Origin of the sequence: Pseudomonas sp. KB-10, from assembly GCF_018221585.1 — a bacterium.
Lineage (GTDB): Bacteria > Pseudomonadota > Gammaproteobacteria > Pseudomonadales > Pseudomonadaceae > Aquipseudomonas > Aquipseudomonas yangonensis.
Genome location: NZ_QYYB01000009.1, coordinates 102,163 through 129,026, shown reverse-complemented (window position 1 = coordinate 129,026; position 26,864 = coordinate 102,163). Strand labels below are relative to the sequence as shown.

Sequence of the window (26,864 nt, the reverse complement as noted above, 5' to 3'; positions counted from 1 at the left end):
CCGGCTCAGTGCCTGCGCGGCACCGGCTTGAGCAGTTCGTCCGGTGGCATCTCGCACTGGATCTTGCGGCCGATGAGCGCTTCGATCGGCGGCAGGGCGAAGGCGTCGTCCTCGCCGGCGAAGCTGATCGAGGTGCCGCTGGTGCCGGCGCGGCCGGTACGGCCGATGCGATGCACGTAGTCGTCCGGGTCTTCCGGCAGGGTGAAGTTGATCACGTGGCTGATGCCGTCGACATGGATGCCGCGGCCGGCCACGTCGGTGGCCACCAGCACGCGGATATGCCCGGCGCGGAAGCCTTCAAGCACCTTGATGCGCTTGTGCTGCGGCACGTCACCGGACATCTGTGCGGCGCTGACGCCGTCGCGGGTCAGGCGTTCTTCGATGCGGCGCACTTCGTCCTTGCGGTTGGCGAAGACCATCACCCGGTCCCAGGCGTTCTGCGTGATCAGGTTGTAGAGCAGCTTGTACTTGTCGCTGGAAGCCACGGCGTAGACGTGCTGTTCGACGGTGTCGCTGGCAACGTTTTCCGGCTCGATCTCGACGATGGCCGGGTTGACCGTCCACTGCTTGGCCAGGTTCATCACGTCGTCGGTGAAAGTGGCAGAGAACAGCAGAGTCTGGCGGTCGCCCTTCATCGGCGTCTGGCGGATGATCTGGCGCACCTGCGGGATGAAGCCCATGTCGAGCATGCGGTCGGCTTCATCGAGCACCATCACCTCGACCATGTCCAGGTGCACTTCACCGCGCTGGTTGAAATCCAGCAGGCGGCCCGGGGTGGCCACGAGGATGTCGCAGAAACGCGACTCCAGCTGCTTGAGCTGCTTGTCGAAGTCCATGCCGCCGACGAAGCTCATGACGTTGAGCTTGGTGTACTTGGTCAGTTCGGCAGCGTCCTTGGCGATCTGCACCACCAGTTCGCGGGTCGGCGCGATGATCAGTGCACGCGGCTCGCCCATGTAGCGCTCTTTCGGCGCCGGGGTCTGCAGCAACTGGGTGATGATCGAAATGAGGAACGCGGCGGTCTTGCCGGTGCCGGTCTGGGCGCGGCCGATGGCGTCCTGGCCCTTGAGGGTGTAGCCCAGCACGCCGGCCTGGATCGGTGTGCAGTAGGGGAAACCGAGGTCGTGGATGGCGTGCATCAGCTCGGGGGCGAGCTTGAAGTCATGGAAACGCGTCTTGCCTTCGGCTGGCTCGACCACGAAATCCTCCAGCTTCCAGGTGTCCACCGGTTTGGCCGGGCGTTCGCGACGCGGCTTGTCGGCTTTCGGCGGGCGCGGCTGTTGTGGCGCGGGGCTGTCGCTCACGGTCTCGCTGGCTGGGCGGGCGGGCTTGTTCCTGCGGGGACGCTTGTCGTCGGCGCCACGGCTCTGGGCGGGCGCTGCTGCGGGTGACGGCGCTGGTTGTGGCTGCTCGTCTTCGGCCTTGCCGAACATTTTCTTGAGTGCTTTGAGCACGGGCTTCTCATCGATTGGTTAAGGAGTGAACGCTCGCCAGTGTAATGCAAGACGCGGGCGTGGCGAAGGCCTTCGCGCGCGCCTGTCAAGAGGCGGGTCTCAGTTTTCGGGCAGGCTGGCCAGCAGCAGGCGCTGGACATTGCCGCCCATGATCGCGGCGATGGCAGCGTTGTCGAATCCGGCTTCTTGCAGGCCTTCGGTGATCTGCGCCAAACCGGTGACATCGAAGGGTGTATGTACGGTGCCGTTGAAGTCCGAGCCCAGGGCGACATGCTCGATGCCGACCTTGTCTGCGGTGTAGCGGATGGCCTTGACGATGGCCGCGACCGAGGTGTCGCACACGGCGGTGCTCCAGTAGCCGATGCCGATCACGCCGCCGGTGGCAGCGATGGCCTGCAGGTGCTTGTCGCTGAGGTTGCGCGTGCCGGCGCAGGTGCCCTCGACTCCGGTGTGCGAAACCAGTACCGGACGCTTGGTCATGGCCAGTACGTCGTCGATCAGCGGCCGCGAGGCGTGGGCCAGGTCCACCAGCATGGATTTTTCTTCAAGGCGCGCGATGACCTGCCGGCCCAACGGGGTCAGCCCGCCTTTCTCCAGCCCGTGGGCCGAGCCGCCGACTTCGTTATCGAAGAAGTGCGTCAGTCCGGCGATACGGAATCCGGCATCGTAGAGCCTATCGACGTTGTCCAGTTGGTTCTCGATGGGTTGCAGGCCCTCGGTGGCGAGCAGGCCGGCGACGCGGCGCGGGTCCTTTTCCCAGGCTTCGATGAAATTCGCCAGGTCCGCGCGGGTGCGGATCAGCACCAGGCGGCCGTCGCTGCCAGCGGCGGCGTCCTGGAGTTTCTGCGCCTGGTACAGCGCGCGTTGCAGCAGGCTGTTCCAGGTTTCCCGCGGCCAGCGCTGGGCCATGGCCAGCAGGGTGATGTTGTCGCTGTCGGCGCCGTTGCTCTCCATGTTCAGGCCGCGCGGAGTCTTGGTCACGGTGGAGAACACCTGCAGGCCGAGGCGGCCTTCGAGCATGCGCGGCAGGTCGGAATGGCCATAGTCATAGCGCTTGAGCAGGTCGCGCTCCCAGAGCAGCGCATCGTCGTGCAGGTCGGCGACGAACAGGCCCTGATGCAGCTTCTGCGCGCTGGCGCTGGCCGCATAGGGTGGCGGTTTGGCGACGCTGTTCATCTGCGCGTCGATCACTTGCGGCAGGCCGAGCACGGCGAGGGCAGAGAGGGGAATCAGCAGAAGCAGGGCGATCAGCAGTTTGCGCATGAGAAGCCATCCGGGCATGTTGTTATGCCCGGCACTCTAGCAGGGAAGCGTAGCGTACGGCGCGCTCGGGTACGCGTGCGCAGCGATGTTGGCAACGCTCAGCCGCAGAGGCAGTTGCGGCCCTGTTGCTTGGCCTGGTACAGCGCCGCATCGGCACGCGCGATCAGGCCCTGCAGGCTGTCCTGCTGCTGTATCTGCGCCAGGCCGATGGAAATGGTGACGCCGGGCAGCACGCCAACCGGCGAGTAGAACGAGGCGATCTGCTCCAGGCTGACGCGCAGGCGCTCGCCAATGCCGCGCGCGGCCTCGGCGGCGATCTCCGGCAGGAGGATGACGAACTCCTCGCCACCGAAACGTATCAGGCTGTCCTTGGGCCTGAGCTGGCTGCTCAGGGTATGCGCCACCAGGCACAGGGCGTAGTCGCCGGCCAGATGACCGTGCTGGTCGTTGTAAGCCTTGAAGTGGTCGACATCGAGCATCAGCAGCGACATAGGTTCATCGTTGAAGGCGCAGCGGGTGCTCTCGCGCTCGAACACGTGTTCCAGCCAGCGTCGGTTGAAGCAGCCGGTCAGGGTGTCGACATTGGCGTTCTGCTCGCTGTCGAGAATCTTCCGGTTGCCCTTGCGCACGCGGTCGCAGAGCAGCTCCAGCAGGTTCTGCATCATCTGTGGAGATTGTTCGAACAGCGCCACCAGGGATTCGCGATGCAGGCGCAAGACGATGGAGGGGTGCTCGGCTACCACGTAGGCAGAAGGATGCTCATTGTCGATGAAGCTGATTTCACCCGCGCAGTCGCCGACTTCGAGGGTGCTGACGGCCTGGTTGTCCAGTGAACCGAGGTAGACGCGCAACTGGCCTTCTAACAGCAGATAGAGGTGCTGGTTGCGGTTGAAAGGGGAGAGCAGCACTTCGCCTGCTTCCAACTCGCAGGCACGAAATTCCCGCAGCAACTGATCGAGGCTGCTGGTGGCGACATTCTGAAAGAGTCGCAACTGCTGAACTTGCTGCAGGTCTGCCTGCCAGTGCGCCGGTTTCATCGCAATCTCGTCGGGCCTGGCCGGGGGAATAGGCCGTAGGGCTCCACCAACGCTCCCTGTCGTGTCTACGGATGGCTCGACATTATTCCCGCGCGTCAGGCGTGGCAATGCTCGCCCAACGTTCGGCCGACAAGTGGCGGCACGAAAGTGCAAAGTTGTTAACTGGCGCGCGTCCTTGCGCGCTCTGGATCACGTTGCGAAGTGAATACGATGGCCTACCGCGTAGCCGGCCAGGCGCTCGTCGATGGCCTCGGCCAGTGTCTGATCCTGATTTGGCAGGTGAATGTGGGCCAGTTGACCGGCCTTGTCGTCGCTCAGAACTTCGACCCGAGCGGCAGGATGCAGCTCGCCGACGGCGGCCTGGTAAACGCGGGTGATGGCATCGAAGCGCAGCGCCGGCTTGAATGTCTTGCCCACTGCCGTGAGCGGAATGGCGTCGATGATCCAGGCGTCCTTTGGAATTGCAGCGCGCTCGGGAATGTGCGCGGCTGCATGCTCGAGCAGTTCCGCCTCGCTGACCTGGCTGCCGGGTTTGAGCTGCACGTAGACCACCGGCAGTTCGCCGGCCTTCTCATCCGGCTTGCCCACGGCAGCGGCAATGGCCACGGCCGGGTGTTTGTGCAGGGCTTCTTCGATCATCTGCGGGTCGATGTTGTGGCCGCCGCGGATGATCAGATCCTTGCTGCGACCGGTCAGCCAGATATAGCCATCGGCGTCGACGCGGCCGAGGTCGCCGGTGTTGAACCAGTCGCCATCGACCCAGATGCCGGCATTCTTGCTGGCCTGCAGATAACCCCTGAATACCGTGGCGCCACGGATGCACAGGTTGCCGATCTCATTCTGTGCAGCATCGCGAACATAGCGGCCCTGTTCGTCGAGCACCTTGATGCGCACCTCGCAGTAGGGCATCGGCAGGCCGATGGAACCAGGGCGGCGTTCGCCGGCGGGCGGGTTGGCGCAGCTGCCACAGGTGCCTTCGGTCAGGCCGTAGCCTTCGATCAGGGTCAGGCCGGTTTTGGCCTCGAACTGGCGGATCAGCTCGACAGGCATCGGCGCGGCGCCGCACAGCGCGTATTTCAGCGAGGACAGGTCATAGCCCTCGCTGGGCACCTGCAGCAAGCCGGCATAGATGGTGGGCACGCCGCTGAAGAAGCTGACCTTGTGGCGTTCGATCACCTTCCAGAAATTGCCGATCAGCGTGGTGTTGCGGTAGCCCTGTGGGGTGGCCAGCAGCACCTCGGCGCCGCCGATGAAGGCCGCCAGGCCGGTGACGATCACGCCGTTGACGTGAAACAGCGGCAGGCCGCAGAGCGTCACGTCACCGACGCCGAAGCGGGTCACCAGGTTCATGCTGTAGGCCATGGCCACTTCGTTGCCGTGGCTGTGCGGCGCCAGTTTCGGCGTGCCAGTGGTGCCACCGGTATGGAAGTAGCTGGCGATGTCCTCGGGCAGGATGTTGCGGCCGCTTTCCAGGCGGTCTGCGGGGCAGGCCGCGATGGCCTCGTCGAAGTCCAGCACGCCGTCGGGCAGGGGGCCGCGCTGGGCCTTGAGTGCACTGCGCTGGGGCTCCGGCAGCAGGTTGGCCAGGTCCACGCAGAGAATCGCCTTGAGCGCCGGTAACCGATCACGCAAGGCATCGACCTTGTCCCACAGGTCGGTGCCGGGGAAGGGGGCCAGGGTTACCAGTAGTTCAGAGTCGGAGGCGTGGATCAGTTCGGCGATGTGCTCGGGATCGAGCAGCGGGTTGATCGCATTGACGATCCCGGCCGCTTCGCCGCCCCAGATGGTGTAGTGGGTCTGCGGCAGGTTGGGCAGCAGGAAGGACACCGCCTTGCCCGGGCGCAAGCCCAGACGATGGAAGGCGTTGGCGGTTTGGGTGATTTTGCCGAGCAGCTCGGCATAGCTCAGGCGCAGCGGTGTTTCTTCTCCCGTACCCTGGAGAATGAACGACAGCGCCGGTGTATCCGGATAGGTCTGTGCCGTGCGGCGGACCAGCTCGAAGGTGCTGCCGGGTAGATCGCGCTCGCTCAACGGTGTGCTTTCGATCTGCTCGATATCCTGCAGGGTGCGAATCAGGGGCGCTGTGCTCATTTATCGTGCATCTCTTCGGTTCGGTCAGTCGGCCAGCAACTGGCCCAACCATTCGGCGATATCGCGAATCTCTTCCGGCAGGACCTCGTGGGTCATCGGATAATCGCGCCATTGCACCTGTGCGCCACTGGCGTGCAGGCGGTCGTACGCGGCACGGCCCATGTCGGGTGTCACCACGTCGTCGAATCTGCCATGCAAACAAAGCACCGGCAGTTGTCTTTTTGTATCCGCCAACTGCATGTCGTCACTGAATGTCGGCGCGTAGGTCGACAGCGCCAACACCCCGCCGAGGGGATGTTGGTAACGCAGGAAGGCGGTGTGCAGCACCACCGCGCCACCCTGGGAAAAGCCGGCCAGGACGATGCGCTCGGCGGCGATGGCGCTTTCGCGCTCGGCTTCGATCAGGGCGATCACCTGATCGGCGGACTCGTCCAGCTGCGCCTGGTCGATGGCGCGCGCCGGGCTCATGGCGAGGATGTCGTACCAGCTCGGCATGCTCCAGCCGCCGTTGATGGTCACCGGGCGGGTCGGTGCCTGCGGGAGGATGAAGCGCGTGGTAGGCAGGCGTTCCTGCAGCATCTCGGCGACCGGCAGAAAATCGTAGCGGTCAGCCCCCAGCCCATGCAGCCAGATGACACTGGCATCGGCGGTTTGCGGGGGCTGCAGAATCATGGGTGCGGTCATTGGTAGCTCCAGTGTGGTGCGGGTGCATCGATTTGGGGCGCGCCCCTGCTCAACGCTTGGCTAATCTGTGAACAAGTTGTCGCACGGGTGAATCTTTTGCTCTTGACCCTAGCGCATACGGCCATTTGCCATGTGCTGGTACGGGGCTTGCTATGGCTCATCCGGACTGACGACGCGGTGCGCTAACGGTAACACTGTGTAATGCGCGCTGCTCAACAGGCAGGAATCTGCTGTGGGGGGTTCCTAACAGACCGTCGGGGCGGTGTTACGCCCAGGCGGATGACGATCCGTCTCAGGCCCGTTCAACCAATGGGCAGGGTAGGAGCAGTTGGCCAGTAGAGGGAAATGCCGACTAGACTCCCGCCTGACGTTCGAACTTCTCGTCGATACCGTTGCTGCCAGCGGATCGCATGCCTCAAAAGGGTGGGGAAGGCGGACGGAGACTCCAACACAACAAGAGCAACTGGAGGTTTTTGATGAAGATGGTGAAATCCACCCTGGCTGTGCTGACCACCGCAGCTGTGCTCGGTGTCAGTGGCTTTGCTCAAGCAGGCGCCACCCTGGATGCAGTGCAGAAGAAAGGCTTCGTGCAGTGCGGTATCAGCGACGGTCTGCCTGGTTTTTCCTACGCCGATGCAAAAGGCAACTACATGGGCCTGGACGTCGACGTCTGCCGCGCTGTTGCAGCCGCGGTGTTCGGTGACGCGACCAAGGTCAAGTACAGCCCGCTGACGGCCAAGGAGCGCTTTACCGCGCTGCAGTCCGGCGAAGTCGACATCCTGTCGCGTAACACCACCTGGACCAGCTCGCGCGATGCGGCACTGGGCCTGAACTTCACCGGCGTGACCTACTACGACGGACAGGGCTTTCTGGTGAACAAGAAGCTGGGGGTTTCCAGCGCCAAGGAACTGGACGGCGCTACCGTGTGCATCCAGGCCGGTACCACCACCGAGCTGAACCTCTCCGACTACTTCCGTGCCAACGGCATGAAGTACACGCCCATTACCTACGATACCTCCGACGAGAGCGCCAAGTCGGTCGAAGCCGGTCGTTGCGACGTGCTGACCTCCGACCAGTCGCAGCTGTACGCACAGCGCATCAAGCTGGCCAACCCGGGCGACTACGTGGTGCTGCCGGAAGTCATCTCCAAGGAGCCGCTCGGCCCGTCCGTTCGTCAGGGTGACGAGGAGTGGTTCGATATCGTGCGCTGGACCCTGTTCGCCATGCTCAACGCCGAAGAACTGGGCGTGACCTCGGCCAACGTCGAAGAAACCGCCAAATCCACCAAGAACCCGGACGTAGCCCGTCTGCTGGGGACCGAAGGTGAGTTCGGCAAAGACCTCAAGCTGCCGAAAGACTGGGCAGTGCAGATCGTCAAGCAAGTCGGTAACTACGGCGAGACTTTCGACCGCAACGTCGGTGCCGGAAGCGAGCTGAAGATCGAGCGTGGTCTCAACGCCCTCTGGAACAAGGGTGGTCTGCAATACGCACCGCCGGTGCGTTGACCGTCCACAGCGGCAGACCTAGCGTCTGCCGCTGTCGTTTCCGATTAAGTGAACTCCGGCCTGATTGTATGCGGCCGGGGCTTCCGTGAGGGTTGTCATGCATACGACTGCTAATGCCCCGCGCCCGCGAGGATCGCTTCTGAACGATCCGCCGGTGCGCGCTTGGGCTTTCCAGATCATTGCCGTTGTCGCCGTCGTGGCGCTCGGCTGGTTTCTCTTCCAGAATACCCAGGCCAACCTGGAGAAGCGCGGAATCATTTCCGGCTTCGCTTTCCTCAACAACAGCGCCGGTTTCGGTATCGCCCAGCACCTGATCGACTACAGCGAAAGCGATAGTTACGGGCGCGTGTTCCTGATCGGCCTGCTCAATACCCTGCTGGTGTCCTTCATCGGCATCGTGCTGGCGTCCATTCTCGGCTTCGCGCTGGGCGTGGCGCGGCTGTCGCCCAACTGGCTGATCAGCAAACTGGCCACCGTCTATATCGAGATCTTCCGCAACATTCCGCCGCTGCTGCAGATCCTCTTCTGGTACTTTGCGGTCTTCCTGGCCCTGCCTGGACCGCGGCAGAGCCTGGATGTCGGTGAAACCTTCTTCCTCAACAGCCGCGGTCTGTACATGCCGGCGCCGAGTCCATCGGAGAGCTTCGGGCTGTTCACCCTGGTCCTGCTGGCCACCATCGTCGGCATCATCGCCCTGGGGCGCTGGGCCAAGCAGCGCCGCGAAGCCACCGGCAAGATCTTCCCGCTGCTGTGGACATCGCTGGCGCTGATCGTCGTCGTTCCCGGTCTGACCGTGCTCGTCGCCGGCAACCCACTGGTGTGGAGCGTGCCGGAGCTGACCGGTTTCAACTTCCGCGGCGGCTGGGTGATGATCCCCGAGCTGATGGCGCTAACCCTGGCGCTGACCATCTACACCGCGGCTTTCATTGCCGAGAATGTGCGTTCGGGGATCATGGCGGTCAGCCATGGCCAGACCGAAGCCGCGCGCTCGCTGGGCCTGCGCCCGGGCGTCACCCTGCGCCTGGTGATCATTCCGCAGGCACTGCGCGTGATCATCCCGCCGCTGACCAGCCAATACCTCAATCTGGCGAAGAACTCCTCGCTGGCAGCCGGTATCGGTTACCCGGACATGGTCTCGCTGTTCGCCGGCACGGTACTCAACCAGACCGGCCAGGCGATCGAGGTGATCGCCATCACCATGAGCGTATACCTGGCCATCAGCATCAGCATTTCCCTGCTGATGAACTGGTACAACAAGCGCATCGCGCTGACCGAGCGGTAAGGAGCAGCCATGCAGACTCATACATTCAAACCGGACCTGCCACCGCCGCGCATGAGCGTCGGCGTGCTGGGCTGGCTCAAGGCCAATCTGTTCTCCAACTGGTTCAACAGCCTGTTGACCCTGTTCGCGCTTTACCTGATCTGGCTGGTTGTGCCGCCGCTACTGCAGTGGGCGATCATCGATGCCGACTGGGTCGGCAGTACCCGCGCCGACTGTACCCAGTCAGGCGCCTGCTGGGTGTTCATTCAGCAGCGCTTCGGCCAGTTCATGTATGGCTTCTATCCTGGCGAGCTGCGCTGGCGGGTGGATGCTACCTTGTGGTTGGCCATTATCGGTGCGGCCCCGCTGTTCGTTCCGCAGATGCCGCGCAAGGCGCTCTACGGTTTGGCATTCTTGGTGATCTATCCGGTGATCGCCTGGTGCCTGCTGCATGGCGGCGTGTTCGGCCTCAGCGTGGTGCCCACCAGCCGCTGGGGGGGCCTGATGCTGACGTTGGTGATCGCCTACGTCGGCATCACCGGCGCCTTGCCGCTGGGTATCCTGCTGGCGCTGGGGCGACGTTCGAACCTGCCGGCGATCAAGGTCATCTGCGTCACCTTCATCGAGTTCTGGCGCGGTGTGCCACTGATCACCGTGCTGTTCATGTCGTCGGTGATGCTGCCGTTGTTCCTGCCCGAAGGCATGCACTTCGACAAGCTGATGCGTGCACTGATTGGAGTGATCCTGTTCCAGTCCGCCTATATCGCCGAGGTGGTGCGCGGCGGTCTGCAGGCCATTCCCAAGGGCCAGTACGAGGCGGCTGCGGCAATGGGCCTGGGCTACTGGCGGATGATGGGCCTGGTGATCCTGCCGCAGGCGCTCAAGCTGGTGATCCCGGGCATCGTCAACGTCTTCATCGCCCTGTTCAAGGACACCAGTCTGGTGATCATCATCGGCCTGTTCGATCTGCTCAACAGCATCAAACAGGCGACCACCGACCCGGCCTGGCTGGGTATGGCCACCGAGGGCTACGTGTTCGCGGCGCTGGTCTTCTGGATTTTCTGTTTCGGCATGTCCCGCTATTCGCTCCATCTGGAGCGGAAGCTGGATACCGGCCACAAGCGTTAGGAGTTGATCAGTATTTGCTGCGCGTCGACCAGGCGGCGTTGAAAACATTCTCGGAATGCTCACGTACAACAGTACGCCCCGCTCCCTCGAATGTTTTCGCCTTGCCTGGCTCTAGCGCGCTAAATCCTGAATCGAGCCCTCGAGAGGAATGAATTTATGAGTGAAGCAATCAAGCAACCCAGCGCCGAGCCGATGATCCTGCTGCAGGGCGTGAACAAGTGGTACGGCCAGTTCCACGTGCTCAAGGACATCAATCTCAGCGTGCAACCGGGTGAGCGCATCGTGTTGTGCGGGCCGTCCGGCTCGGGCAAGTCCACGACCATTCGCTGCATCAACCGTCTGGAAGAGCACCAGCAGGGGCGCATCGTGGTCGATGGCACCGAGCTGACCAGCGACCTCAAGCACATCGAGGCGATCCGCCGCGAAGTGGGCATGGTGTTCCAGCACTTCAACCTGTTCCCGCACCTGACCGTGCTGCAGAACTGCACCCTGGCGCCGATGTGGGTGCGCAAGATGCCCAGGCGTCAGGCCGAGGAAATCGCCATGCACTTTCTCGAGCGCGTGCGCATTCCCGAGCAGGCCAACAAGTTTCCGGGGCAGCTCTCCGGTGGTCAGCAGCAGCGTGTGGCGATTGCCCGTGCGCTGTGCATGAAGCCGAAGATCATGCTGTTCGACGAGCCGACCTCGGCCCTCGACCCGGAGATGGTGAAAGAGGTGCTCGACACCATGATCGGTCTGGCCGAAGACGGCATGACCATGCTCTGCGTGACCCACGAGATGGGCTTTGCCCGTACCGTGGCCAACCGGGTGATCTTCATGGACAAGGGCGAGATCGTCGAGCAGGCCGAACCGAACGTCTTCTTCACCAACCCGCAGAACGAGCGCACCAAGCTGTTCCTCAGCCAGATCCTGCACTGAGTCGGCATCGTGGCATCGACCAGGGAGCCTTCGGGCTCCCTTTTTCGTTGTCTGGCGCTAACTACGCCGCATGCGCTTGCGAAAGGCGCCGGGCGTCTCTGCGCACAGCTGTTTGAAGCGCTTGGCAAAGGTGGCGCGGTCGGCGAACCCGACTTCGCTGGCTATCTGCTCCAGTGACTGCGCCGAGTCGGCCAGCGCCTGTTGCGCGACGCTGATGCGCAGGCGCTGCAGATAGTCGCCAGGCGTCAGCCCGGTGGCCTGCTTGAAACGGCGCAGCAGGGTGCGCGCCGAGCAATGGGCCTGCTGAGCCAGGCGGTTGAGGTCGATGGCCTCGGCATGGTGCTCGCGCAGCCAGGCCAATAGCGGGGCCAGTGTCTTGTCTTCGCTGCTGGGTAGCAGCGGGGCGAAGCGCGTCTGCGTACCGCGCTGACGGTCGATCACCATGGCGCTGGCCACCTGTTGCGCCAGCCATTCGCCGGCATGCCGGGCGATCAGGTGCAGGCACAGGTCGAGGCCGGCCTGGGCGCCGCCGGAGCAGAACAGCGGACCATCTTCGGTCAACAGCAGATCGCTGCGCAGTTTCACCTGGGGAAAGTGGCGGCAGAAGGCCTCGGCCAGAGCCCAGTGGGTAGTGGCCTGGCGACCATCGAGCAACCCGGCGGCGGCCAGCAGGAAGGCGCTGCTACACAGGCTCGCCACCTGTTGCCGATCACGTCGTGCCAGCCAGGGCAGGAGCCCGGCGTTGCTCTCCAGGGTCTTGCGGATGGCGCTGCCGGTGGCAGGGACGATCAGCAGGTCGGCCTGCTCGGCCAACTGCAGGCCGCCCTCGACCTGAATCTGGGCGAACTCCAACTGCACCGGCTGGCCATCGAGGCTGAAGCGCTGCAACTCGAAGCAGGGCGTGTCGGCCAGGCGATTGGCCAGGCTGAAGGCGTCCTGCGCCATGCTCAGACTTGAGCAGATGGTTTGTGGGCAGACATACAGGGCGATGCGCAGCATGGAAATGGCTCTTACGTGGATTGGCGATTATTGACACAAAGTTGTCTTTATAGCCAATCGCCATCGTACCCTCCGGCGCACACACTAGGCTGCATTCACCGACGCAGCGCAGTCACTGCCGTCATCACCGACAGTCACGCAGGAGCGAATCATGAACCACCCCAACGCCGATCTACTCCAGCGTTTCTACAGCGCCTTCCAGAAGCTCGATGCCGAAACCATGGCGGCCTGTTACGCCGAGGATGTGCGTTTCTCCGACCCGGTCTTCACCGGCCTGCGCGGCGACGAGGCAGGGGATATGTGGCGCATGCTCTGCAGCCGTGCCGAAGACTTTTCGCTGACGTTCGACTCGGTGCACGCAGACGGCCATGCCGGCAGCGCGCGTTGGATCGCTCGCTACCGTTTCAGCGCCACTGGTCGTCAGGTGATCAATCACATTCAGGCACGCTTCGTGTTTCGCGACGGGCTGATCGTCGAGCACCGCGACCACTTCGATCTGTGGCGCTGGGCGCGTCAGGCGCTCGGTGGCAAAGGGCTGCTATTGGGCTGGGCGCCACCGGTTCAGGCGGCCATTCGTCGACAGGCGGCACGCGCTCTGGCCCAATTCCGCGCTTCGCGCTGAGGCGGGCGAAGGAACGCAGTGGTAGGCTACTCGGTCTTAGCCTTCAATAACGAGAGTGCGCACATGGGGTGCCGCACCTCCACTGCCAATCGAGACCTGCCGTGACCGAACTGATCGTTGCCGTAAAACAGGCCAAGGCCTGGGGGGTCCATGCCGTTACAGCCAGCGGCGTGATCCTTGCGCTGCTGGCATTGCTGGCTGTACTCGACGGCCAACCCAAGCAGTGCCTGATGTGGCTCGGCCTGGCGCTGCTGGTCGATGGCCTGGACGGATCGCTGGCGCGACGCTATGACGTCAAGGGCGTGCTGCCGCATTTCGATGGTTCGACACTCGATCTGGTGATCGACTACCTCACCTACGTGTTCATCCCCGCCATCTTCCTCTACCGCTTCATTCCATTACCGGATTACACGCCGCTGTTCGCCGTAGGGCTGATTCTGCTGTCCTCGCTGTTCTGCTTCTGCAATCTGAACATGAAGAGCAAGGACAACTACTTCGTCGGCTTCCCGGCGGCCTGGAACGTGGTGGTGCTGTATTTCTACATACTCGATGTCCATCCCTGGATCACCCTGGGCATGATCGTGCTGCTGGCCGGCCTGACCCTGACCAAGATGAAATTCCTGCACCCGTTCCGCGTACGTCAGTTCATGCCGCTGAACATCCTGGTGACCTTCGTCTGGATGTTTTCCAGTGCGCTGCTGATTTTGCAGTACCCGGCCAACCCGTTCTGGCTGCTGGCGCTGTGGTGGCTGGCTTCGGCCTATTTCGTCGGCATGTGCCTGTGGCGCTCGGCGCGTGAGTGGTTCCCTGCACGCGGATGAACGCGGCCGTCGAAAAGGCCTGGTTCGTCTACCTGGTGCGTGCGGCCAATGGCGCCCTGTATTGCGGTATCAGTGATGACCCGCAGCGGCGTTTCGTCCAGCACCAGAGCGGCAAGGGCGCCCGTTTTTTCCACACCAGCCCCGCGCTGGCGCTGGCCTATGTCGAGGCCTGTGCCGGCAAGGGCGATGCGTTGCGGCGTGAGCGGGCGATCAAACGCCTGAGCAAAAGCGCCAAAGAAGCGCTCATTCTGGCCGTTGATGGCGTTGCATCACCCTGAGACGGTGGGCGTAGCGAGGCGCTGCGGTTAAGCTGAGGTCTTTCGATCCTGCCACGGAGCGCGCCATGCACGAGCTGATCCTGCACCATTACCCGACCTCGCCGTTCGCCGAGAAGGCCCGCCTGATGCTGGGCTTCAAGCAGCTGTCCTGGCGTTCGGTGATGATTCCTCCGGTGATGCCCAAGCCTGATCTCACCGCGCTGACCGGTGGCTACCGCAAGACACCGGTGCTGCAGATCGGCGCCGACATCTACTGCGATACCGCGCTGATCGCTCGCCGTCTGGAGGCCGAGAAGGCCACCCCGGCGCTGTTCCCCGAAGGTCAGGAATTCAACGTCGGCCTGCTCTCGCAATGGGCCGACTCGGTACTGTTCCAGCACGTCGTGGCGCTGGTGTTCCAGCCCGAGTCGATGGCGCTGCGCTTCGCCAAGGTGCCGCCCGAGTTCGCCAAGGCCTTCGCCGCCGACCGCAGTGCGCTGTTTTCCGGTGGCAGCGCGACCCGTCTGCCGCTGGAGCAGGCCAAGCACCAGTGGCCGGCGCTGATGGGGGCATTGCAGCGCCAGCTGCAGCGCGAGCAGGGCGATTTCCTCTTCGGTGAGCCATCGCACGCCGATTTCTCCGTGGCCCATTGCCTGTGGTTCCTGCGCGGCACGCCGGTGACCTCGCCGCTGGTCGATGATTATCCCGAGGTCGCTGCCTGGCTCGCCCGGGTGCTGGGCTTCGGCCATGGCTCGTTGAGCGAAATGAGCAGCGAGCAGGCGATCACCGTGGCGCGCGAGGCGGCGCCGGCAGCGCTGCCGGACGAAGCCTTCATCGACCCCAACGGCTTCGAGGCCGGCCAGGCGGTGAGCATTGCGGCGGTGGACTACGGCGTCGACCCGGTGCAGGGTGAATTGGTGCATGCCGGGCGTGATGAGCTGATCCTGCGTCGCGAGGACGAGCGCGCCGGCATCGTGCACGTGCACTTCCCGCGCCTGGGCTTCCGTATCGAGGCGCGTTGAGGCCCGCTGCGCCGCCTGTCAGTAGGCGGCGCGGATGGCGCGCACGTCGTAGCCATGGATGACCTGCCCGCGCAGGTCGATCACCGGCACACCGCGGCCGCCAAGCGCCTGGTATCGGGCGCGGCCGGCGGCATCGGTCTCGATATTCACTTCGCGATAGGCGATGCCGTCCTCGGCGAACAGCTCGCGCGTCTTCGCGCAATAGCCGCACCATTGCGTGGCGTAGAGCACCACTTCACCGCTGGCGTTGCCGGCCTGGGGCGGGTCGATCCAGCGCTCGATCTTGTCCCAGTGTTGCCACAGGGCCAGGGCGGCGAGCAGCAGCACAAGCGTCTTCATCGTGTCGCGTCCTTGTGTGATGGCACGGTCGTGTCAGGGTAAACCGCGCCGGGTCATCCCGCCAGCCGTGCGCTATCAGTCCTGGCGACGCTTGAGCTGGTCCTTGAGCTGGGTCGGCAGCTGGCGAATGATGAGCATGTCACGGCCCTCGTCGTACTCGACCTTGGAGCCCAGCAGGTGTGCTTCGAAGCTGATCGACAGCCCCTCGGCGCGGCCGGTGAAGCGCTGGAACTGGTTGAGGGTGCGCTTGTCCGCCGGAAATTCCGGGGCCATGCCGTAGTCCTTGTTGCGAATGTGCTCGTAGAACGCGCGCGGACGGTCTTCGTCGATCAGCCCGGAAAGTTCGTCGAGGGTGATCGGCTCGCCCAGCTTGGCCTGGCTGGTGGCGTAGCCGACCAGCGTCTTGGTTTTCTCGCGGGCCTGCTCTTCGGGCAGGTCCTCGCTTTCCACGAAATCGCTGAAGGCCTTGAGCAGGGTGCGTGTCTCGCCCGGGCCGTCGACACCTTCCTGGCAGCCGATGAAATCGCGGAAGTAATCCGAGACCTTCTTGCCGTTCTTGCCCTTGATGAAGGAGATGTACTGCTTGGACTGCTTGTTGTTCTGCCACTCGCTGATGTTGATGCGCGCAGCCAGGTGCAGTTGGCCCAGGTCAAGGTGCTTGGCCGGAGTCACGTCCAGTGCGTCGGTCACCGCCACGCCTTCGCTGTGGTGCAGCAGGGCGATGGCCAGGTAGTCGGTCATGCCCTGCTGATAGTGAGCGAACAGCACATGGCCGCCAGTGGACAGGTTGGACTCTTCCATCAGCTTCTGCAGCTGCTCCACGGCCTGGCGGCTGAAGGCGGTGAAGTCCTGCTCGCCATCGAGATAGGCCTTGAGCCAGCCGCTGAAAGGGTAGGCACCGGATTCCTCGTGGAACAGGCCCCAGGCCTTGCCCTGCTTGGCGTTGTAGCTCTCGTTGAGGTCGGCCAGCAGGTTTTCCATGGCTTGCGACGTGGCCAGCTCGCTGTCGCGGGCGTGCAGCACGGCCGGGCTGCCGTCGGGCTTCTTGTCGATCAGGTGGACGATGCAGTGACGGATCGGCATGGCGGTCTCGTGGGCAAATGAAACAGGAGGCGAAGTTTACCCGAAGGTGGCGGATACGCCTTATTCGACCTCGGTAAGCCGCTTCTAAACACGGTTTGGTTCAAGCGCAGATCTGAAGTCTATCTTCAAAGAAGCCTTGTCTTCAGGCGGCCTCCAGCTGGAGTGAATAGTGATCGTGGATATACCGGCTGTAGAACAAATAGGCTCCACCACCCAGGCAAATTGCCACGGCGCTGGCTAGTGCCATGGCTCCGTAGAGCGGGAAAGACACGGCAGGCAGATAATCACCCAAATTTCGCAGTACCACTCCGTGCAAGGTTATAGCGGAGGATGGCATCAGAATCGAACCGTAAGCCAGGCACGTTACATAAGTCGAAATAGCCCAGCGGAAACCAAGCAGACGTGACAATGGAGCAGACCACTCCCGCAGGCGTTGTTCGGGGAGTTGCCAAAGCTCATGACAGATGGATTGGCAATCACTGCGCTCCTCTGACAGTGCGGCGATTTCCGTGTTCAGCCGGGCACCTAGTGCGCTACCCGCATGGAACAGGCCATCCTTACGACGTCGCAATTTTCGTCCCTCTACTTCGATCTGTTCTAGTCGAGCGTCTATTGCGCGGGTGCGGGCCTGATTTTCGGACAGTTCCTGTTGTTCCTCCTCGTCGAGTAGTATTTCCGCCTCGTCTGGAGTACGGGGATGTTTGGCATAGAGAAACTCGCATATCAGCCAGCCCAGCCAGATGAAGGAGGTGGCGAGAATGGTTAGTAGAAATACTATCCAGCCCAGCAGCCACAGCAACAGCCCTGCCGGATTACCTTCCTGTTTCTTCTTTCTGCTCATGGGATTAACACTCGGGGAAGGCGATGTTGGCGTCGCGTGATGGCGCTCGACCTTTGACTCGACTCATGACTTGCACGAGCAATGCCCGACACTCGTCACGCTTCTGTTTGTGGCTGAACATCAGTTGATAGGAGCCGAAGTCGCCGGACAGATTCAGCCCGTATTGTCTGCGGTTGCTCTTACCACGTCGGATGCGCTGGGTATCGTTATCCAGTCGTTCTATATCGTTGATGGCGACCCGAATACGTCTGGCATGATCGAAAAAGCGCCGGAGGCTGAGAATGTCATGCAGGCTGTTTTCTAGGTCGTCGGCGCTGAAGGTAAGAGTGTTAGATACCGGATCGATTCGGATGCCGGCGGACTGCGCCTTCCAGACTCGCCAGGCAAACAAGCTGGCCGAAAACAGACTGCCGCAGAGACACAGAGAGACCCATATCTCCGGGCGAAAATCGCTCAGCAGCAGCCAGATCAGCAGACCTCCCGATAGTAGGAGGCTGAAGAACATACTCAGCCAGCAGGCGGCAGTGACTCTTATGGCGTGCCAGATGTCCACGATCATATAGGCTTTGCGATGCAGTGAGCGGCGATGTCTGTTACTCATGAAAGCCAGCCTCGAAATAAAATTACCGCAACAGCTACGCCGCCGAGGATAGCCGGCAGATAAAAATGCCAGTTGGCGAGTGTTTCTAGGGCGTTTTCTTGAATTATGGGGCGCTCCTCGTGTGGCGGTTGCGCTGCTTGAAAGAGGCTTGGAGGCGGTTCGGCAGGCGCGTCGAAGTGGATCGCGACATCTGCCTGCGTGCTTTCCGTGGGGGCCTCATCAACTTGATCCAGAGCCTGGCGGAATAAACCTTCCACATCTGCTAGCAATTCAACGCCATAGGCTTCTATGTAGGCGTGGGTGTGGCGCAGGCTGGTTTTCAACTGCTCGCTACTCACTTGGGATGTCCTCCACGGTCAGCGTGCGCAGTTGGTCGCGGCTGGGATTGTCGATTTGTGCCAACCGGTTGGCGTGGGCCTGCATTACCTCTTCGAAGAAAGTGCGGACTTCCCGTGCGTTGCCGAAATGCTCGCCGCCCCTAATCCAACGGTTCTTGATGACCTGTGCGCTCTTTTGCCAAGCCTCGGCACGAAAGCGCAGCTCGTGTCTGTCGCATAGGCGGCGGAAAATCCGCAAGAGATCCGCAGGTTCGTAGTCGTCAAAATGTATATAACGGGTGAAGCGCGACTTAAGACCGGGATTGGACTCGATGAACGTCCGCATCTCCTCGGTGTAGCCGGCAACTATCACGATCAGGTCGTCGCGGTGGTCTTCCATCAATTTGAGCAGAACGTCCACTGCTTCATAGCCGTAGTCACTATCGGTTCGGCCTTTCACTAGGGCATAGGCTTCGTCGATGAACAACACGCCGCCGAAGGCGCCTTCGACGACTTCGCGAACTAACCCAGGCGTCTCGCCCAAAAACTTACCGACCATTCCCGAGCGATCTGTTTCTACTAGATGGCCTTTGCGCAACAGGCCGATATCGCGGTAAATATCGGCGATCAGTCGCGCCACAGTGGTCTTGCCCGTACCGGGGTTGCCGGTGAAGACCATATGCATGGAGATCGGTGGTACCGGCAGACCATTTTCTTTGCGATTGAGGGTGTAGCGAACGAAGTTGACGCTGTTACGCACCTCGCGTTTGACACTATCCAGCCCCACCAGAGTTTCCAGTTCCTTCAACGCTTCGCCGGGCGCTAGAGGCGAGTGGCTGGAACGAGGCCCGGTTTCGAGCTCGAAGTGCTTGCGAATCGGCTGCAGCACCTGTTCCGCTCGATCCATGTCATCCGGTGTTTTGTCGCCGTCCCAGGCAATGGCCGCCTGGATCAACTCGTCCAAGCAGGGATAGGCTTCTTCGCAAAAGCCCGGCTGTAGGCGCTCGGCTATCAGCAGGAAGGCCGGCAGTACCTGTGGGTCGAACGCCATGTTACGGTCGCGCAGGGCGCCATCGGCCAGATTCAGCGTCCTTGCACTGAGGCTGTTGACCAAGATGGTGTTGATGAACTCTCGATGCTGCGAGCCGATCTGGCGGTCGCCGGTCATCACAAAGTCGAGCATCGGGAACAGCCAACCCAAGGTAAGCCGCACTAGCGAGTGCGGCAGCTTGGGATTGGCACGGGTAAATCGCTCATCCAGCCCGCCTGCAATCAGTAAGTTGAGCAGGTGCATCATGGCAATTTTGGCTTGGTTCAAATGCATGCACGTTTAGCCCAGAATATCCAATAGTTTGCGGATGCGTGGCAGGGTTTCGTTGTGAAAGCCCTCTATATTGGGCTCCAAGCCACTTGATGGATTTTGGGGGAGGTTGATGCCAAACCATCCAGCCAAACCTGGTTCATAAAAACCTGCGTCGGATATGTGCTTGAGCAGAGTGGGATTGAGTTTGGCCTTTGGGATAAGGAAATAAATTGTAAAGCGAGGTAGGGTATTCTCCGTATGTAGAACGATATCTATTTGTTCAAGACCGTCTGGACGAATTGGATAGTTTACTTTCCCGGTATGTTCGAGTGTCCATTCATCTTCATTCTCTTTAGTGGTTTTGCGGCCGTGTATGCGGCCCAAACGGTCCTCGCCGATATGTTCTAGTAGTGTATCTAGTATATTTCGGCAATGCTTGTGAGCGTCTTCCTTGGTTATTTCAGGACTCGGGACTTGGTTGTCGGCGCTGTCGGTCTCGGTGATGTTGGTTGAACGTAAAGTTTTTCGCAGCGCTTGCAGGCCGCCAGGTTCGGCAGCTAGATCGTTCAGCTCCCAGATAATGTCCCGAATTTCAATAGCTTTCGCCGTCAGTTCATAATGAAGTATCAAATCCAGAAGTGGTGACTGCCAGCTACATTCATCGTAGTTGAATTCGTCTTCCAAAATTTCACGCTGCTGTTCGTGCTCTTCCATTGTAGATAGTTGCCAAATAGTACGAGGTGCCTCGTCGTCCCACATCTCTATGTTTGGCAGTCTGGATAAGGCTTTGTGAATATCGGGGAAGGAAACCTGCAAGCAGACGACAGCTAGTAATATCTTGAACTGTAATTCTTTTGAGGCCGTTGCAGTATGTGAAGTCTTGTCTGTGTCTTCTTGTGGGCTGCTGTCGATGATGCTCAGTAACGAAACGGTATTGACGATACGCTTGATACTTCTGGGGACGCCATCGGTTGCTGATACGACTATATCAGTTACGCTTTTTATGAAAAGCTCTCGGTTAGCGGTTTCAACTGTACCTGGTAGCACCGTTTCGATCAGTCGTTCGAGTAGATGCGGTATATTGCGGTGGTAGTTGCCGACCGGCATAGAAAATGGAATCTGGATGATTTTGTCGAAATATTGACGGAATTCTCGTTGGTTTTTACCTTGTTCTCCAAATTTTTTGCGCAGCCCCTTGATCACGACGTCATAGTCGATGGCTAGGACGGAAATGCAATGTTCAATGTCAAATACATTTTTGAGTACATCTAGAACCTCCACTGCCGTTTCAGGTTGAATCCTGTCAAGATCGTCAACGAAGATAACTATTCTTTCGAGTCTGTTTGATTTATCTGAGATCAACGAGCGAATGGCATCACTCATATCCTGCCTGAGGCGTTTGAACGCCCTTGATGGGCGTTGTTGTGTTTTTTCAGCACTTTCACCGCTGGCGGGTAATGGTATACCGGCAAACGCAGCCGTTAGGCGGACGACGGTAGAGCCCAAGCGTATGATATTTTGTTTTTGTTCTTCGTTTATTTTTAGCTTTCCACTTTTTCCTTTTTCAATAATCTGCTCTTTGAGTTCTTCGTATGCACTGTCAAGCAGGGATAGTGCAATTTCTCCACTTTTTCCAGAGTTTGCAAAAAGTGACTGCTGCCAAGCATTAACGTTTATACAAAGGCTATCGCCACTTTTCTCAAGTTCATGTTGCAGTAGGTTTATCAGGCTGGTCTTGCCGCTTCCCCAACCACCTTGGATGCCAATAGTGATGGGTGCATCGGCAATCTTAATAAACTGCAACAGTCCTTTAGCGTATTGGTTATTTTTAAGGTGATCATCTTTGTGAGACGTAATGGGTTGGTCGTTAAAGCAACTGCGTTTTTGGGGTTCATTATGTGGAGCTAATATATTTTGTGTCATTTTCTAGGTTTTTTTAATTGGCCCAGGCCTTTTCGATTAATGCTTGGGTAATATTTTCTGGGAACCGTTTGTACTTGGCACGTTGAATCAGACTGATACAGTCGGATAGGGACTCGCCATTTTCACCGACCGGCGTCATCGGATTGAATTTGTTCAGTGCGTGGGCGAATAGCTTCAGCAATTCTTCCCGGTCATCCGCATAGTTCTCGGGGGCTAGGGCCAGTTCTTCGAGGATGGCCAATTCAATCAACTGGGTGGTCAGCCAGTCGACGGAATGACGATAGGCGAATGCCCAGCGGGTCTTGTTGACCAGCAGGGGAAACCAGAGGTTGGAGTCACACGCGCCGACTAGGCAACTGCTGACGATGACGCCTTCGATCTTGTCGCCATACAACGCGACCTTTTCCAGAATGGTGCTGGCTCGGCCATTGGCGATTCGGTTTTCGGTGCCATGGGCGCCGATATAGAGAAGCTGGCGTTTCTCCTCTGTATGAATCAGGTCTTCCGCCAAGGCTCTTTCGAACCCTGCTGTGTCATAGAAGGTTGAGTAGTAGATATTGAAGTAGTCGTGCAGGCGCTCCAGGCTCTGAAAGAAAGGAAGCGCAGAAGCACGAGTGGGGTTCGACTTCGGAGTCCACCATGGGGACTCGAGCAGCAGAAGGGCAAAATCTTCCGACATGGCAATCCTGGCCTTTTGTAAATCCAAGCAGCTTGATAGCACATTGCCCTTTGGACGTCACTACTATGACCAAGCTTGTCCCTCTTTAACTCACTTTGTGATACGCCGCTGCTGTAAATCGCGCAGTCGCTCGATCACGTAGCGTACGTGAAGGTGCAACTCGTACAGCTGGTTGGAATACGACAGCGGCACTTCCACGGATGCCAGCTCGTCCTCCAGGTGCTCAAGGCGGGCGATCTCGTTATCCAGCTCGTCGGGCAGCGAGCCTGCGTGCAGCTTGCGGTCGATCTCGCGCAGGTATTTGTACCAGCGATAGATGCGCGCGCGGATGCGCCACTGGTAGAGCGGCCCGACGGCCTTGAGCAGCGGGATCATCACGACGATCAGCGGGATCAGCAGGATGATGTAGCGGTCGGCCAGCGAGGCAATGCGAAACGGTACATAGCGCTGCAGAATCGGCAGGCCTTTGTCGTAGTAGTGCCTGGCGTCCTTGTGCAGGTCGAAGGTGCGCGGTTCGGCGCTGGGGAAAGTGCCGGCAGCGTCGAGCAGCGTACCCTTTCTCATCACTTCGCGGCTGGCCTCGAGGAACAGCGGCACCAGGCCGGGGTTGAACTCATCGTTGACCACCAGCGTCGCGACCGGAGCCAGGGTGACGATGTCGCGATCCGGCGCGTTGCTGGCCAGGTCGAGCAGGCCTTCGCCGACCTCTACCCGATTGAAGAACGGCAGGCGCGCCTCATAGGCGGCAGCACGGCGAAAATGCGCCAGGACGATATCCGGGCTGGCAGCCAGCTGCTGTACCAGGGCGTTCTCAGCCGGGCCGACGAAGAACGCGGCGTCCAGTTCGCCGGCCAGCAGTGCGCGGGCCGCCTTGCCGCCGCCGATGCTTTGCCAGCTGTCCGGATACTGCTCGGGGGCAATGGCATTGGCGCCGAGGATGGCATCGCTGGCGGCGCGGGTGCCACTGCCGTCGCCGCCCAGACCAAGGCGCAGTGAGAGCAGGTCGGCAATGCGATCGAGCTCCACATCGCGTCGGTAGAACAGCCACAGCGGCTCCTGATAGATCGCTCCCAGGCTCTCCAGCTGGCGCTGCTCTTCGGCCGTCAGTTGGCGCTCCAGGCCGCTCTGTACCAGGGCGATCTCCACTTGCGGGTTCCTGGCCAGCAAACGCTGCAGGTTGTCACGCGAGCCGGAGGTCGGTACGAGATGGAGTTCGAAACCTTCCTTGGCCAGCTCTTCCTTCAGGCGCTCGGCGAACTGCTGGTAGGCCCCGGTCGGAGTGCCGGTGGCCATGCTCGCGCTCATCGGCGGCGGTGGCGGGACGAATTGGAACAAGGCCCAGACGAGTGCCCCGACCACCGGGACTATCCACAGGTTGGTCAGGATCATGATTTTCAGGTCGTTCAGTACGCGGCGCATTGGGCATCCTTTCGGCGTTATCGATTCAAGGATAGAACCCCTGAGCGACGAAGGTCACGCCCGACTGCGACGCTACATGGGTTACGCCGTTTTTGACCCTGAACTGCCGCGCAGGTGCAGGTTGCGTGGCGCGGGCCGCTGCGCTAGGTTATGGCCTTGTGCATGACGCGCAGGCGATCGAGCAGCAGCAACGCGCCGAGCAGCGCCACGGCATACAGCGCATCGCTGCCGAGCGTCAGTAACAGACCGGCGCAGAGCACCGCACTGAGCCCGGCCAGCAGGCGCCAGATACCTCGTAGCAGCACCCAGCCGGCCGCCATGCTCAGCAGATAGATCAGCACGAAGTTGCCGTTGGCATAGCGAATCAGGTCGTCCACCGACAGGTTCAACGCCGCCGAAAGCGTGGTGCACAGTGCGCAGCTGATCACCACCAGCAGCAACGCTCTGCCGGGAACGCCATGGCGATTGCGCGCAGCCATTCTGGCCGGCAGGCGGCCCTCGTCGGCCAGGCTCCAGATCAGCCGGGCAAAACCCTGGATATAGACGTTCATCGAGGCGAAGCAGGCCAGATAGCCGAGCACCGCCACCAGTACGCGCGCCTGCTCGCCGAGCAGCAGGGAGAACAGGCGGGGCAGGGCAGTGGTGTCGCTGTGCACGTCGCCATAGGTGGCAAAGCTCAGTACAGCCACCGAACAGGCCCAGTACACCAGGCCGGCCAGCAGCACGCCGAGCAGCAGTGCCAGCGGGAAGTCACGCTCGGGGCGCTTGAACTCCTCGCCCAGATGGGTGAATGCCTCGATGCCGACGAAACACCAGAACATCACCCCCAGCGCCGTCGGCAACAGGTGCCATTGGCCGTCCATCACCGGCAGCAGCGGTTGGCTGGCGCGCGGCAGATCGCCGACCCACCAGATCAGCGCCACGCTGGCGACGATGGCCACGGCGATCAGCCCCTGCAGCATGCCCGAAGCTTTCGGCGGGCGCTGGCCAAGCAGGAGGATGGCGCCCAGCGTAGCCAGTTCGATCAGCAGCAGGCCGCTGCGATCAAGGCCGAACAGGGCCAGCCAGAAACCGCTGGCGATATGCAGGGCAGCCGGCAGGCCGACCGGCAGCACGGCGAGAAACAGCAGGGCACTCACGCCCTCCATGCGCAGACCGAAGGCGCGACCGATCAGGTGCGGCGCGCCACCGGCGTGCGGGAAGCGCTTGCCCAACTGGGCGAAGGTGAAGGCCACCGGCAGCACCAGGGCGATCAACAGCAACCAGGCCCACAGCGAGGCCGCACCGGCAGCGGTGGCAGCCAATGCCGGCACGACAAAGATGCCGGTGCCGAGCAGCGAAGTGCTGAGCAGGGCGATGCCCTGCAGCAGGCCCAATTCCTTGTTCAAGCGACTCATGGGGTATGCTCATCCTTTTTGCGATACCGCCATGGTAGAGCGCCGGCCGCTTGCAGGCTGTCGCCTTTTGCCGACGAATTGGCGGTTTTCTCCGTCAAACTGATTGCCGCCCGAGAAGCCCCCGTGGACAAGTTCGATCGCCAGATCCTCGCCCTGCTGCGCAGCGATGCGCGCACCTCCGTCAGCCAGATCGCGCGTGAGGTGAATCTGTCACGTTCGGCGGTCAGCGAGCGGATTCGCCATCTGGAAAGCAGCGGGGTGATTCGCGGTTACCACGCGCAGGTGGCCGAGGCTGGCGAGACGGGGGTCAAGGCATTCCTCGAGCTCTTCTATCAGGGCCGGCGCTGCGAGGAGTACGTCGAGCACATGCGCGCGCTGCCCGAGGTGCGCCATTGCAGCGGTATCAGCGGGGAAACCGACATGCTGGTGTTCATCGAAGCGCCGAGCATGACGCGCCTGAGTGAGGTGCGCAGTGTTATCGAGGCGTTCCCCGGCATGCAGAAGGTCAAGACCCACGTGGTGGTCAAGGACTGGGCAATGTAGCGCAGCTCATTCGGCATGCTCGCCTTGCCGGGCCGGTAGTGGGCGCTGCAGGACCAGCAACGGCAGGCCGGCCCCCAGTACCAGCAGCCCCAGCAACGCGCCACTGCCGGCATAGAGCGTGCTGGAATAGAGCAGGCCGAGGCAGGTGGCGGCGAACAGAATGGGCGTCAGCGGATACAGCGGCACGCTGAACGGCCGGCGTACCCAGGGCTGGCGCTGGCGCAGGCGAATCAGCGCCAGGGCGACGAGGAACATGAACAGCCAGAACACCGGAGCGGTATAGGCGACCATGGTCTCCACGCCGTTCGCGCTCAGCGCGCCGAACAGAATCAGCGGCAGGGTCAGCACGCATTGCAGCAGCAAGGCGCGCACCGGCGTGGCGCCGCGCTCGTTCCAGCGGCCGATGAAGGCGAGCAGCGGCACGTCGCGGCCCAGGGCGTAATACACCCGTGCGCCGGTGAACAGGGTGGCGTTCAGCGTGCTCAGGGCAGTCAGGCAGACGAACACCGCCAGCAGTGCCTCGGCCCTCGGCCCGGCGACGATGCTCATCAGATCCGCCGCCACGGCGTCGCTCTGGCGCAACCCGTCGAGGCCGAAAATGTTCAGGAAGACCAGGTTCGCCAGCAGGTAGATGGCGGTCACCAGCGCAGTACCGATCAGCAGTACGCGGCTCATGTTGCGCGCCGGATTGCGCAGCTCGCCGGACAGGTAGGCCGCCTCGTTCCAGCCGCCATAGGTGAGCAGCACGAAGACCATGCCCATGCCCAGCATCCCCGCCAGGCTGCCGCCGGCAGGGGCGCTGCTGGCACTGGTCTGTTGCGGTTCGGCCAACGCCAGTCCGGCGAGCACCACCGACAGCAGCGCCAGCACCGTCACCCCGGTGAAGAACACCTGAGCGCGTCGCGATTCGCGTGTGCCGAGCACATTGAGCAGGGTCAGCGCCACCACCACCGAGGCTGCATGCCAGGCGCTGCCATACTCGCCGAGCGGCAGCAGGCGCTGGGCGTAGTCACCGTAGATGAAAGCGACCACGGCGATGGCGCCGGTCTGGATCACTGTGCCGCGCGCCCAGGCGAACAGCAGGGCGATCTGCGGGCCCCAGGCCAGGCTCAGATAATGGTATTCGCCGCCCTGATCCGGGTGCGCTGCGCCCAGCTCGCCATAGCACAGGGCGCCGATCAGCATCACCAAACCGCCCACCAGCCACAACGCGAGGTACAGCTCGGCGCTGCCGGCATGCTGCGCCACCAGCGGCGGCAGGCCGAAGATGCCGACGCCGATCACCACACCGACCAGCATGGCAACTGCATCGACGACCGACAGCCCGGCACGCCGGGAGGAGGCTGGCGAGGTCATG

The 26,864-nt window shown here is 61.5% G+C and carries 26 protein-coding genes; 9 read left to right on the top strand and 17 right to left on the bottom strand.

From position 1 onward, the window contains the following. Positions 1 to 5: 5 nt before the first annotated feature. The 5 genes from rhlB to DXK50_RS22025 all read right to left on the bottom strand — a co-directional run bounded on the left by rhlB (position 6) and on the right by DXK50_RS22025 (position 6,529). Positions 6 to 1,454: an ATP-dependent RNA helicase RhlB gene (rhlB, locus tag DXK50_RS22045; protein WP_212631747.1), complete on the bottom strand. Its 1,449-nt coding sequence runs from the start codon at positions 1,452 to 1,454 to the stop codon at positions 6 to 8. 99 nt (positions 1,455 to 1,553) lie between these two features. Further along, positions 1,554 to 2,717, bottom strand: a complete 1,164-nt coding sequence (locus tag DXK50_RS22040) for a dipeptidase (protein ID WP_212631746.1) — start codon at positions 2,715 to 2,717, stop codon at positions 1,554 to 1,556. Positions 2,718 to 2,815: 98 nt separating this feature from the next. Then, complete coding sequence (locus DXK50_RS22035) at positions 2,816 to 3,754, bottom strand: GGDEF domain-containing protein (RefSeq protein ID WP_212631745.1); 939 nt, start codon at positions 3,752 to 3,754, stop codon at positions 2,816 to 2,818. Positions 3,755 to 3,943: 189 nt separating this feature from the next. Next, a complete protein-coding gene (locus tag DXK50_RS22030) occupies positions 3,944 to 5,845 on the bottom strand; it encodes an acyl-CoA synthetase (RefSeq protein WP_212631744.1) in 1,902 nt (633 codons plus the stop codon). Between the two features lie 24 nt (positions 5,846 to 5,869). Beyond that, complete coding sequence (locus tag DXK50_RS22025; protein WP_212631743.1) at positions 5,870 to 6,529, bottom strand: alpha/beta hydrolase; 660 nt, start codon at positions 6,527 to 6,529, stop codon at positions 5,870 to 5,872. Positions 6,530 to 7,005: 476 nt separating this feature from the next. Here DXK50_RS22025 and DXK50_RS22020 point away from each other — a divergent pair, with 476 nt between their 5' ends. From DXK50_RS22020 to DXK50_RS22005, 4 genes are all read left to right on the top strand, one after another. After that, entirely contained in the window at positions 7,006 to 8,034 is a 1,029-nt protein-coding gene (locus DXK50_RS22020) for an amino acid ABC transporter substrate-binding protein (protein WP_212631742.1), read from the top strand. Positions 8,035 to 8,131: 97 nt separating this feature from the next. Then, positions 8,132 to 9,316, top strand: coding sequence for an amino acid ABC transporter permease (locus DXK50_RS22015; RefSeq protein ID WP_212631741.1), 1,185 nt, complete (start codon positions 8,132 to 8,134; stop codon positions 9,314 to 9,316). A gap of 9 nt (positions 9,317 to 9,325) precedes the next feature. Continuing rightward, complete coding sequence (locus DXK50_RS22010; RefSeq protein ID WP_212631740.1) at positions 9,326 to 10,423, top strand: amino acid ABC transporter permease; 1,098 nt, start codon at positions 9,326 to 9,328, stop codon at positions 10,421 to 10,423. 156 nt (positions 10,424 to 10,579) lie between these two features. After that, entirely contained in the window at positions 10,580 to 11,341 is a 762-nt protein-coding gene (locus tag DXK50_RS22005) for an amino acid ABC transporter ATP-binding protein (protein ID WP_212631739.1), read from the top strand. Between the two features lie 57 nt (positions 11,342 to 11,398). On the opposite strand, the gene DXK50_RS22000 is transcribed toward DXK50_RS22005, so the two are convergent. Continuing rightward, complete coding sequence (locus DXK50_RS22000) at positions 11,399 to 12,340, bottom strand: GlxA family transcriptional regulator (protein ID WP_212631738.1); 942 nt, start codon at positions 12,338 to 12,340, stop codon at positions 11,399 to 11,401. A gap of 151 nt (positions 12,341 to 12,491) precedes the next feature. On the opposite strand from DXK50_RS22000, the gene DXK50_RS21995 reads away from it, so the two are divergent. The 4 genes from DXK50_RS21995 (at position 12,492) to DXK50_RS21980 (ending at position 15,062) form a co-directional block, all read left to right on the top strand. After that, entirely contained in the window at positions 12,492 to 12,962 is a 471-nt protein-coding gene (locus tag DXK50_RS21995) for a nuclear transport factor 2 family protein (protein WP_161867530.1), read from the top strand. A gap of 101 nt (positions 12,963 to 13,063) precedes the next feature. After that, positions 13,064 to 13,783 carry a phosphatidylcholine synthase gene (gene pcsA / locus DXK50_RS21990; protein WP_161867531.1) on the top strand — a complete coding sequence of 240 codons (720 nt, stop codon included), beginning with the start codon at positions 13,064 to 13,066 and terminating at the stop codon, positions 13,781 to 13,783. Then, positions 13,780 to 14,061: a GIY-YIG nuclease family protein gene (locus DXK50_RS21985; RefSeq protein ID WP_212631737.1), complete on the top strand. Its 282-nt coding sequence runs from the start codon at positions 13,780 to 13,782 to the stop codon at positions 14,059 to 14,061. The genes pcsA and DXK50_RS21985 overlap by 4 nt, the downstream gene beginning before the upstream one ends. Positions 14,062 to 14,126: 65 nt before the next feature. Beyond that, positions 14,127 to 15,062 (top strand): glutathione S-transferase family protein, encoded by a 936-nt coding sequence (locus DXK50_RS21980; protein ID WP_212631736.1) that lies wholly within the window; start codon positions 14,127 to 14,129, stop codon positions 15,060 to 15,062. Between the two features lie 18 nt (positions 15,063 to 15,080). Here the strand turns inward: DXK50_RS21980 and DXK50_RS21975 are convergent, their stop codons facing one another. The 10 genes from DXK50_RS21975 to yjeH all read right to left on the bottom strand — a co-directional run bounded on the left by DXK50_RS21975 (position 15,081) and on the right by yjeH (position 24,964). Continuing rightward, positions 15,081 to 15,401, bottom strand: a complete 321-nt coding sequence (locus tag DXK50_RS21975; protein ID WP_212631735.1) for a glutaredoxin family protein — start codon at positions 15,399 to 15,401, stop codon at positions 15,081 to 15,083. A 75-nt stretch (positions 15,402 to 15,476) separates the two neighbouring features. Further along, complete coding sequence (gene yejK / locus DXK50_RS21970) at positions 15,477 to 16,484, bottom strand: nucleoid-associated protein YejK (protein ID WP_017362552.1); 1,008 nt, start codon at positions 16,482 to 16,484, stop codon at positions 15,477 to 15,479. Positions 16,485 to 16,626: 142 nt separating this feature from the next. After that, a complete protein-coding gene (locus DXK50_RS21965; RefSeq protein ID WP_212631734.1) occupies positions 16,627 to 17,325 on the bottom strand; it encodes a hypothetical protein in 699 nt (232 codons plus the stop codon). 4 nt (positions 17,326 to 17,329) lie between these two features. Then, positions 17,330 to 17,926 carry a hypothetical protein gene (locus tag DXK50_RS21960; RefSeq protein ID WP_212631733.1) on the bottom strand — a complete coding sequence of 199 codons (597 nt, stop codon included), beginning with the start codon at positions 17,924 to 17,926 and terminating at the stop codon, positions 17,330 to 17,332. Further along, entirely contained in the window at positions 17,923 to 18,264 is a 342-nt protein-coding gene (locus DXK50_RS21955; RefSeq protein WP_212631732.1) for a hypothetical protein, read from the bottom strand. Before DXK50_RS21955 ends, DXK50_RS21960 begins: the two co-directional genes overlap by 4 nt. Further along, a complete protein-coding gene (locus tag DXK50_RS21950; RefSeq protein WP_212631731.1) occupies positions 18,257 to 19,561 on the bottom strand; it encodes an AAA family ATPase in 1,305 nt (434 codons plus the stop codon). Before DXK50_RS21950 ends, DXK50_RS21955 begins: the two co-directional genes overlap by 8 nt. Positions 19,562 to 19,573: 12 nt before the next feature. Continuing rightward, the gene (locus DXK50_RS21945) at positions 19,574 to 21,469 is read right to left on the bottom strand and encodes a KAP family P-loop NTPase fold protein (protein WP_212631730.1); all 1,896 of its coding nucleotides are present in this window, start codon (positions 21,467 to 21,469) and stop codon (positions 19,574 to 19,576) included. Between the two features lie 13 nt (positions 21,470 to 21,482). Further along, entirely contained in the window at positions 21,483 to 22,148 is a 666-nt protein-coding gene (locus DXK50_RS21940; protein ID WP_212631729.1) for a hypothetical protein, read from the bottom strand. A gap of 90 nt (positions 22,149 to 22,238) precedes the next feature. Continuing rightward, entirely contained in the window at positions 22,239 to 23,567 is a 1,329-nt protein-coding gene (locus DXK50_RS21935) for a TAXI family TRAP transporter solute-binding subunit (RefSeq protein ID WP_212631728.1), read from the bottom strand. A 143-nt stretch (positions 23,568 to 23,710) separates the two neighbouring features. After that, positions 23,711 to 24,964 carry an L-methionine/branched-chain amino acid transporter gene (gene yjeH / locus DXK50_RS21930; RefSeq protein WP_212631727.1) on the bottom strand — a complete coding sequence of 418 codons (1,254 nt, stop codon included), beginning with the start codon at positions 24,962 to 24,964 and terminating at the stop codon, positions 23,711 to 23,713. Positions 24,965 to 25,087: 123 nt separating this feature from the next. Between yjeH and DXK50_RS21925 the strand changes: the two genes are divergently transcribed. After that, complete coding sequence (locus DXK50_RS21925; RefSeq protein WP_024309293.1) at positions 25,088 to 25,507, top strand: Lrp/AsnC family transcriptional regulator; 420 nt, start codon at positions 25,088 to 25,090, stop codon at positions 25,505 to 25,507. 6 nt (positions 25,508 to 25,513) lie between these two features. On the opposite strand, the gene DXK50_RS21920 is transcribed toward DXK50_RS21925, so the two are convergent. Beyond that, positions 25,514 to 26,863 carry an APC family permease gene (locus DXK50_RS21920; RefSeq protein ID WP_212631726.1) on the bottom strand — a complete coding sequence of 450 codons (1,350 nt, stop codon included), beginning with the start codon at positions 26,861 to 26,863 and terminating at the stop codon, positions 25,514 to 25,516. Between the last annotated feature and the right edge of the window lies 1 nt (position 26,864).

What these genes read in the sequence shown, in the direction of transcription:
- DXK50_RS22005 (WP_212631739.1), top strand. Translation starts at nt 10,580, where the DNA reads ATGAGTGAAGCAATCAAGCAACCCAGCGCCGAGCCGATGATCCTGCTG.
- DXK50_RS21995 (WP_161867530.1), top strand. Translation starts at nt 12,492, where the DNA reads ATGAACCACCCCAACGCCGATCTACTCCAGCGTTTCTACAGCGCCTTC.
- DXK50_RS21945 (WP_212631730.1), bottom strand. Translation starts at nt 21,469, where the DNA reads ATGACACAAAATATATTAGCTCCACATAATGAACCCCAAAAACGCAGT.
- DXK50_RS21920 (WP_212631726.1), bottom strand. Translation starts at nt 26,863, where the DNA reads ATGACCTCGCCAGCCTCCTCCCGGCGTGCCGGGCTGTCGGTCGTCGAT.
- DXK50_RS22000 (WP_212631738.1), bottom strand. Translation starts at nt 12,340, where the DNA reads ATGCTGCGCATCGCCCTGTATGTCTGCCCACAAACCATCTGCTCAAGT.
- DXK50_RS21965 (WP_212631734.1), bottom strand. Translation starts at nt 17,325, where the DNA reads ATGAGCAGAAAGAAGAAACAGGAAGGTAATCCGGCAGGGCTGTTGCTG.
- DXK50_RS22020 (WP_212631742.1), top strand. Translation starts at nt 7,006, where the DNA reads ATGAAGATGGTGAAATCCACCCTGGCTGTGCTGACCACCGCAGCTGTG.
- DXK50_RS21985 (WP_212631737.1), top strand. Translation starts at nt 13,780, where the DNA reads ATGAACGCGGCCGTCGAAAAGGCCTGGTTCGTCTACCTGGTGCGTGCG.
- DXK50_RS22030 (WP_212631744.1), bottom strand. Translation starts at nt 5,845, where the DNA reads ATGAGCACAGCGCCCCTGATTCGCACCCTGCAGGATATCGAGCAGATC.
- DXK50_RS22025 (WP_212631743.1), bottom strand. Translation starts at nt 6,529, where the DNA reads ATGACCGCACCCATGATTCTGCAGCCCCCGCAAACCGCCGATGCCAGT.
- yejK (WP_017362552.1), bottom strand. Translation starts at nt 16,484, where the DNA reads ATGCCGATCCGTCACTGCATCGTCCACCTGATCGACAAGAAGCCCGAC.
- DXK50_RS21940 (WP_212631729.1), bottom strand. Translation starts at nt 22,148, where the DNA reads ATGTCGGAAGATTTTGCCCTTCTGCTGCTCGAGTCCCCATGGTGGACT.
- DXK50_RS21935 (WP_212631728.1), bottom strand. Translation starts at nt 23,567, where the DNA reads ATGCGCCGCGTACTGAACGACCTGAAAATCATGATCCTGACCAACCTG.
- yjeH (WP_212631727.1), bottom strand. Translation starts at nt 24,964, where the DNA reads ATGAGTCGCTTGAACAAGGAATTGGGCCTGCTGCAGGGCATCGCCCTG.
- DXK50_RS21975 (WP_212631735.1), bottom strand. Translation starts at nt 15,401, where the DNA reads ATGAAGACGCTTGTGCTGCTGCTCGCCGCCCTGGCCCTGTGGCAACAC.
- DXK50_RS22040 (WP_212631746.1), bottom strand. Translation starts at nt 2,717, where the DNA reads ATGCGCAAACTGCTGATCGCCCTGCTTCTGCTGATTCCCCTCTCTGCC.
- DXK50_RS22010 (WP_212631740.1), top strand. Translation starts at nt 9,326, where the DNA reads ATGCAGACTCATACATTCAAACCGGACCTGCCACCGCCGCGCATGAGC.
- DXK50_RS21980 (WP_212631736.1), top strand. Translation starts at nt 14,127, where the DNA reads ATGCACGAGCTGATCCTGCACCATTACCCGACCTCGCCGTTCGCCGAG.
- DXK50_RS22015 (WP_212631741.1), top strand. Translation starts at nt 8,132, where the DNA reads ATGCATACGACTGCTAATGCCCCGCGCCCGCGAGGATCGCTTCTGAAC.
- DXK50_RS21960 (WP_212631733.1), bottom strand. Translation starts at nt 17,926, where the DNA reads ATGAGTAACAGACATCGCCGCTCACTGCATCGCAAAGCCTATATGATC.
- DXK50_RS22035 (WP_212631745.1), bottom strand. Translation starts at nt 3,754, where the DNA reads ATGAAACCGGCGCACTGGCAGGCAGACCTGCAGCAAGTTCAGCAGTTG.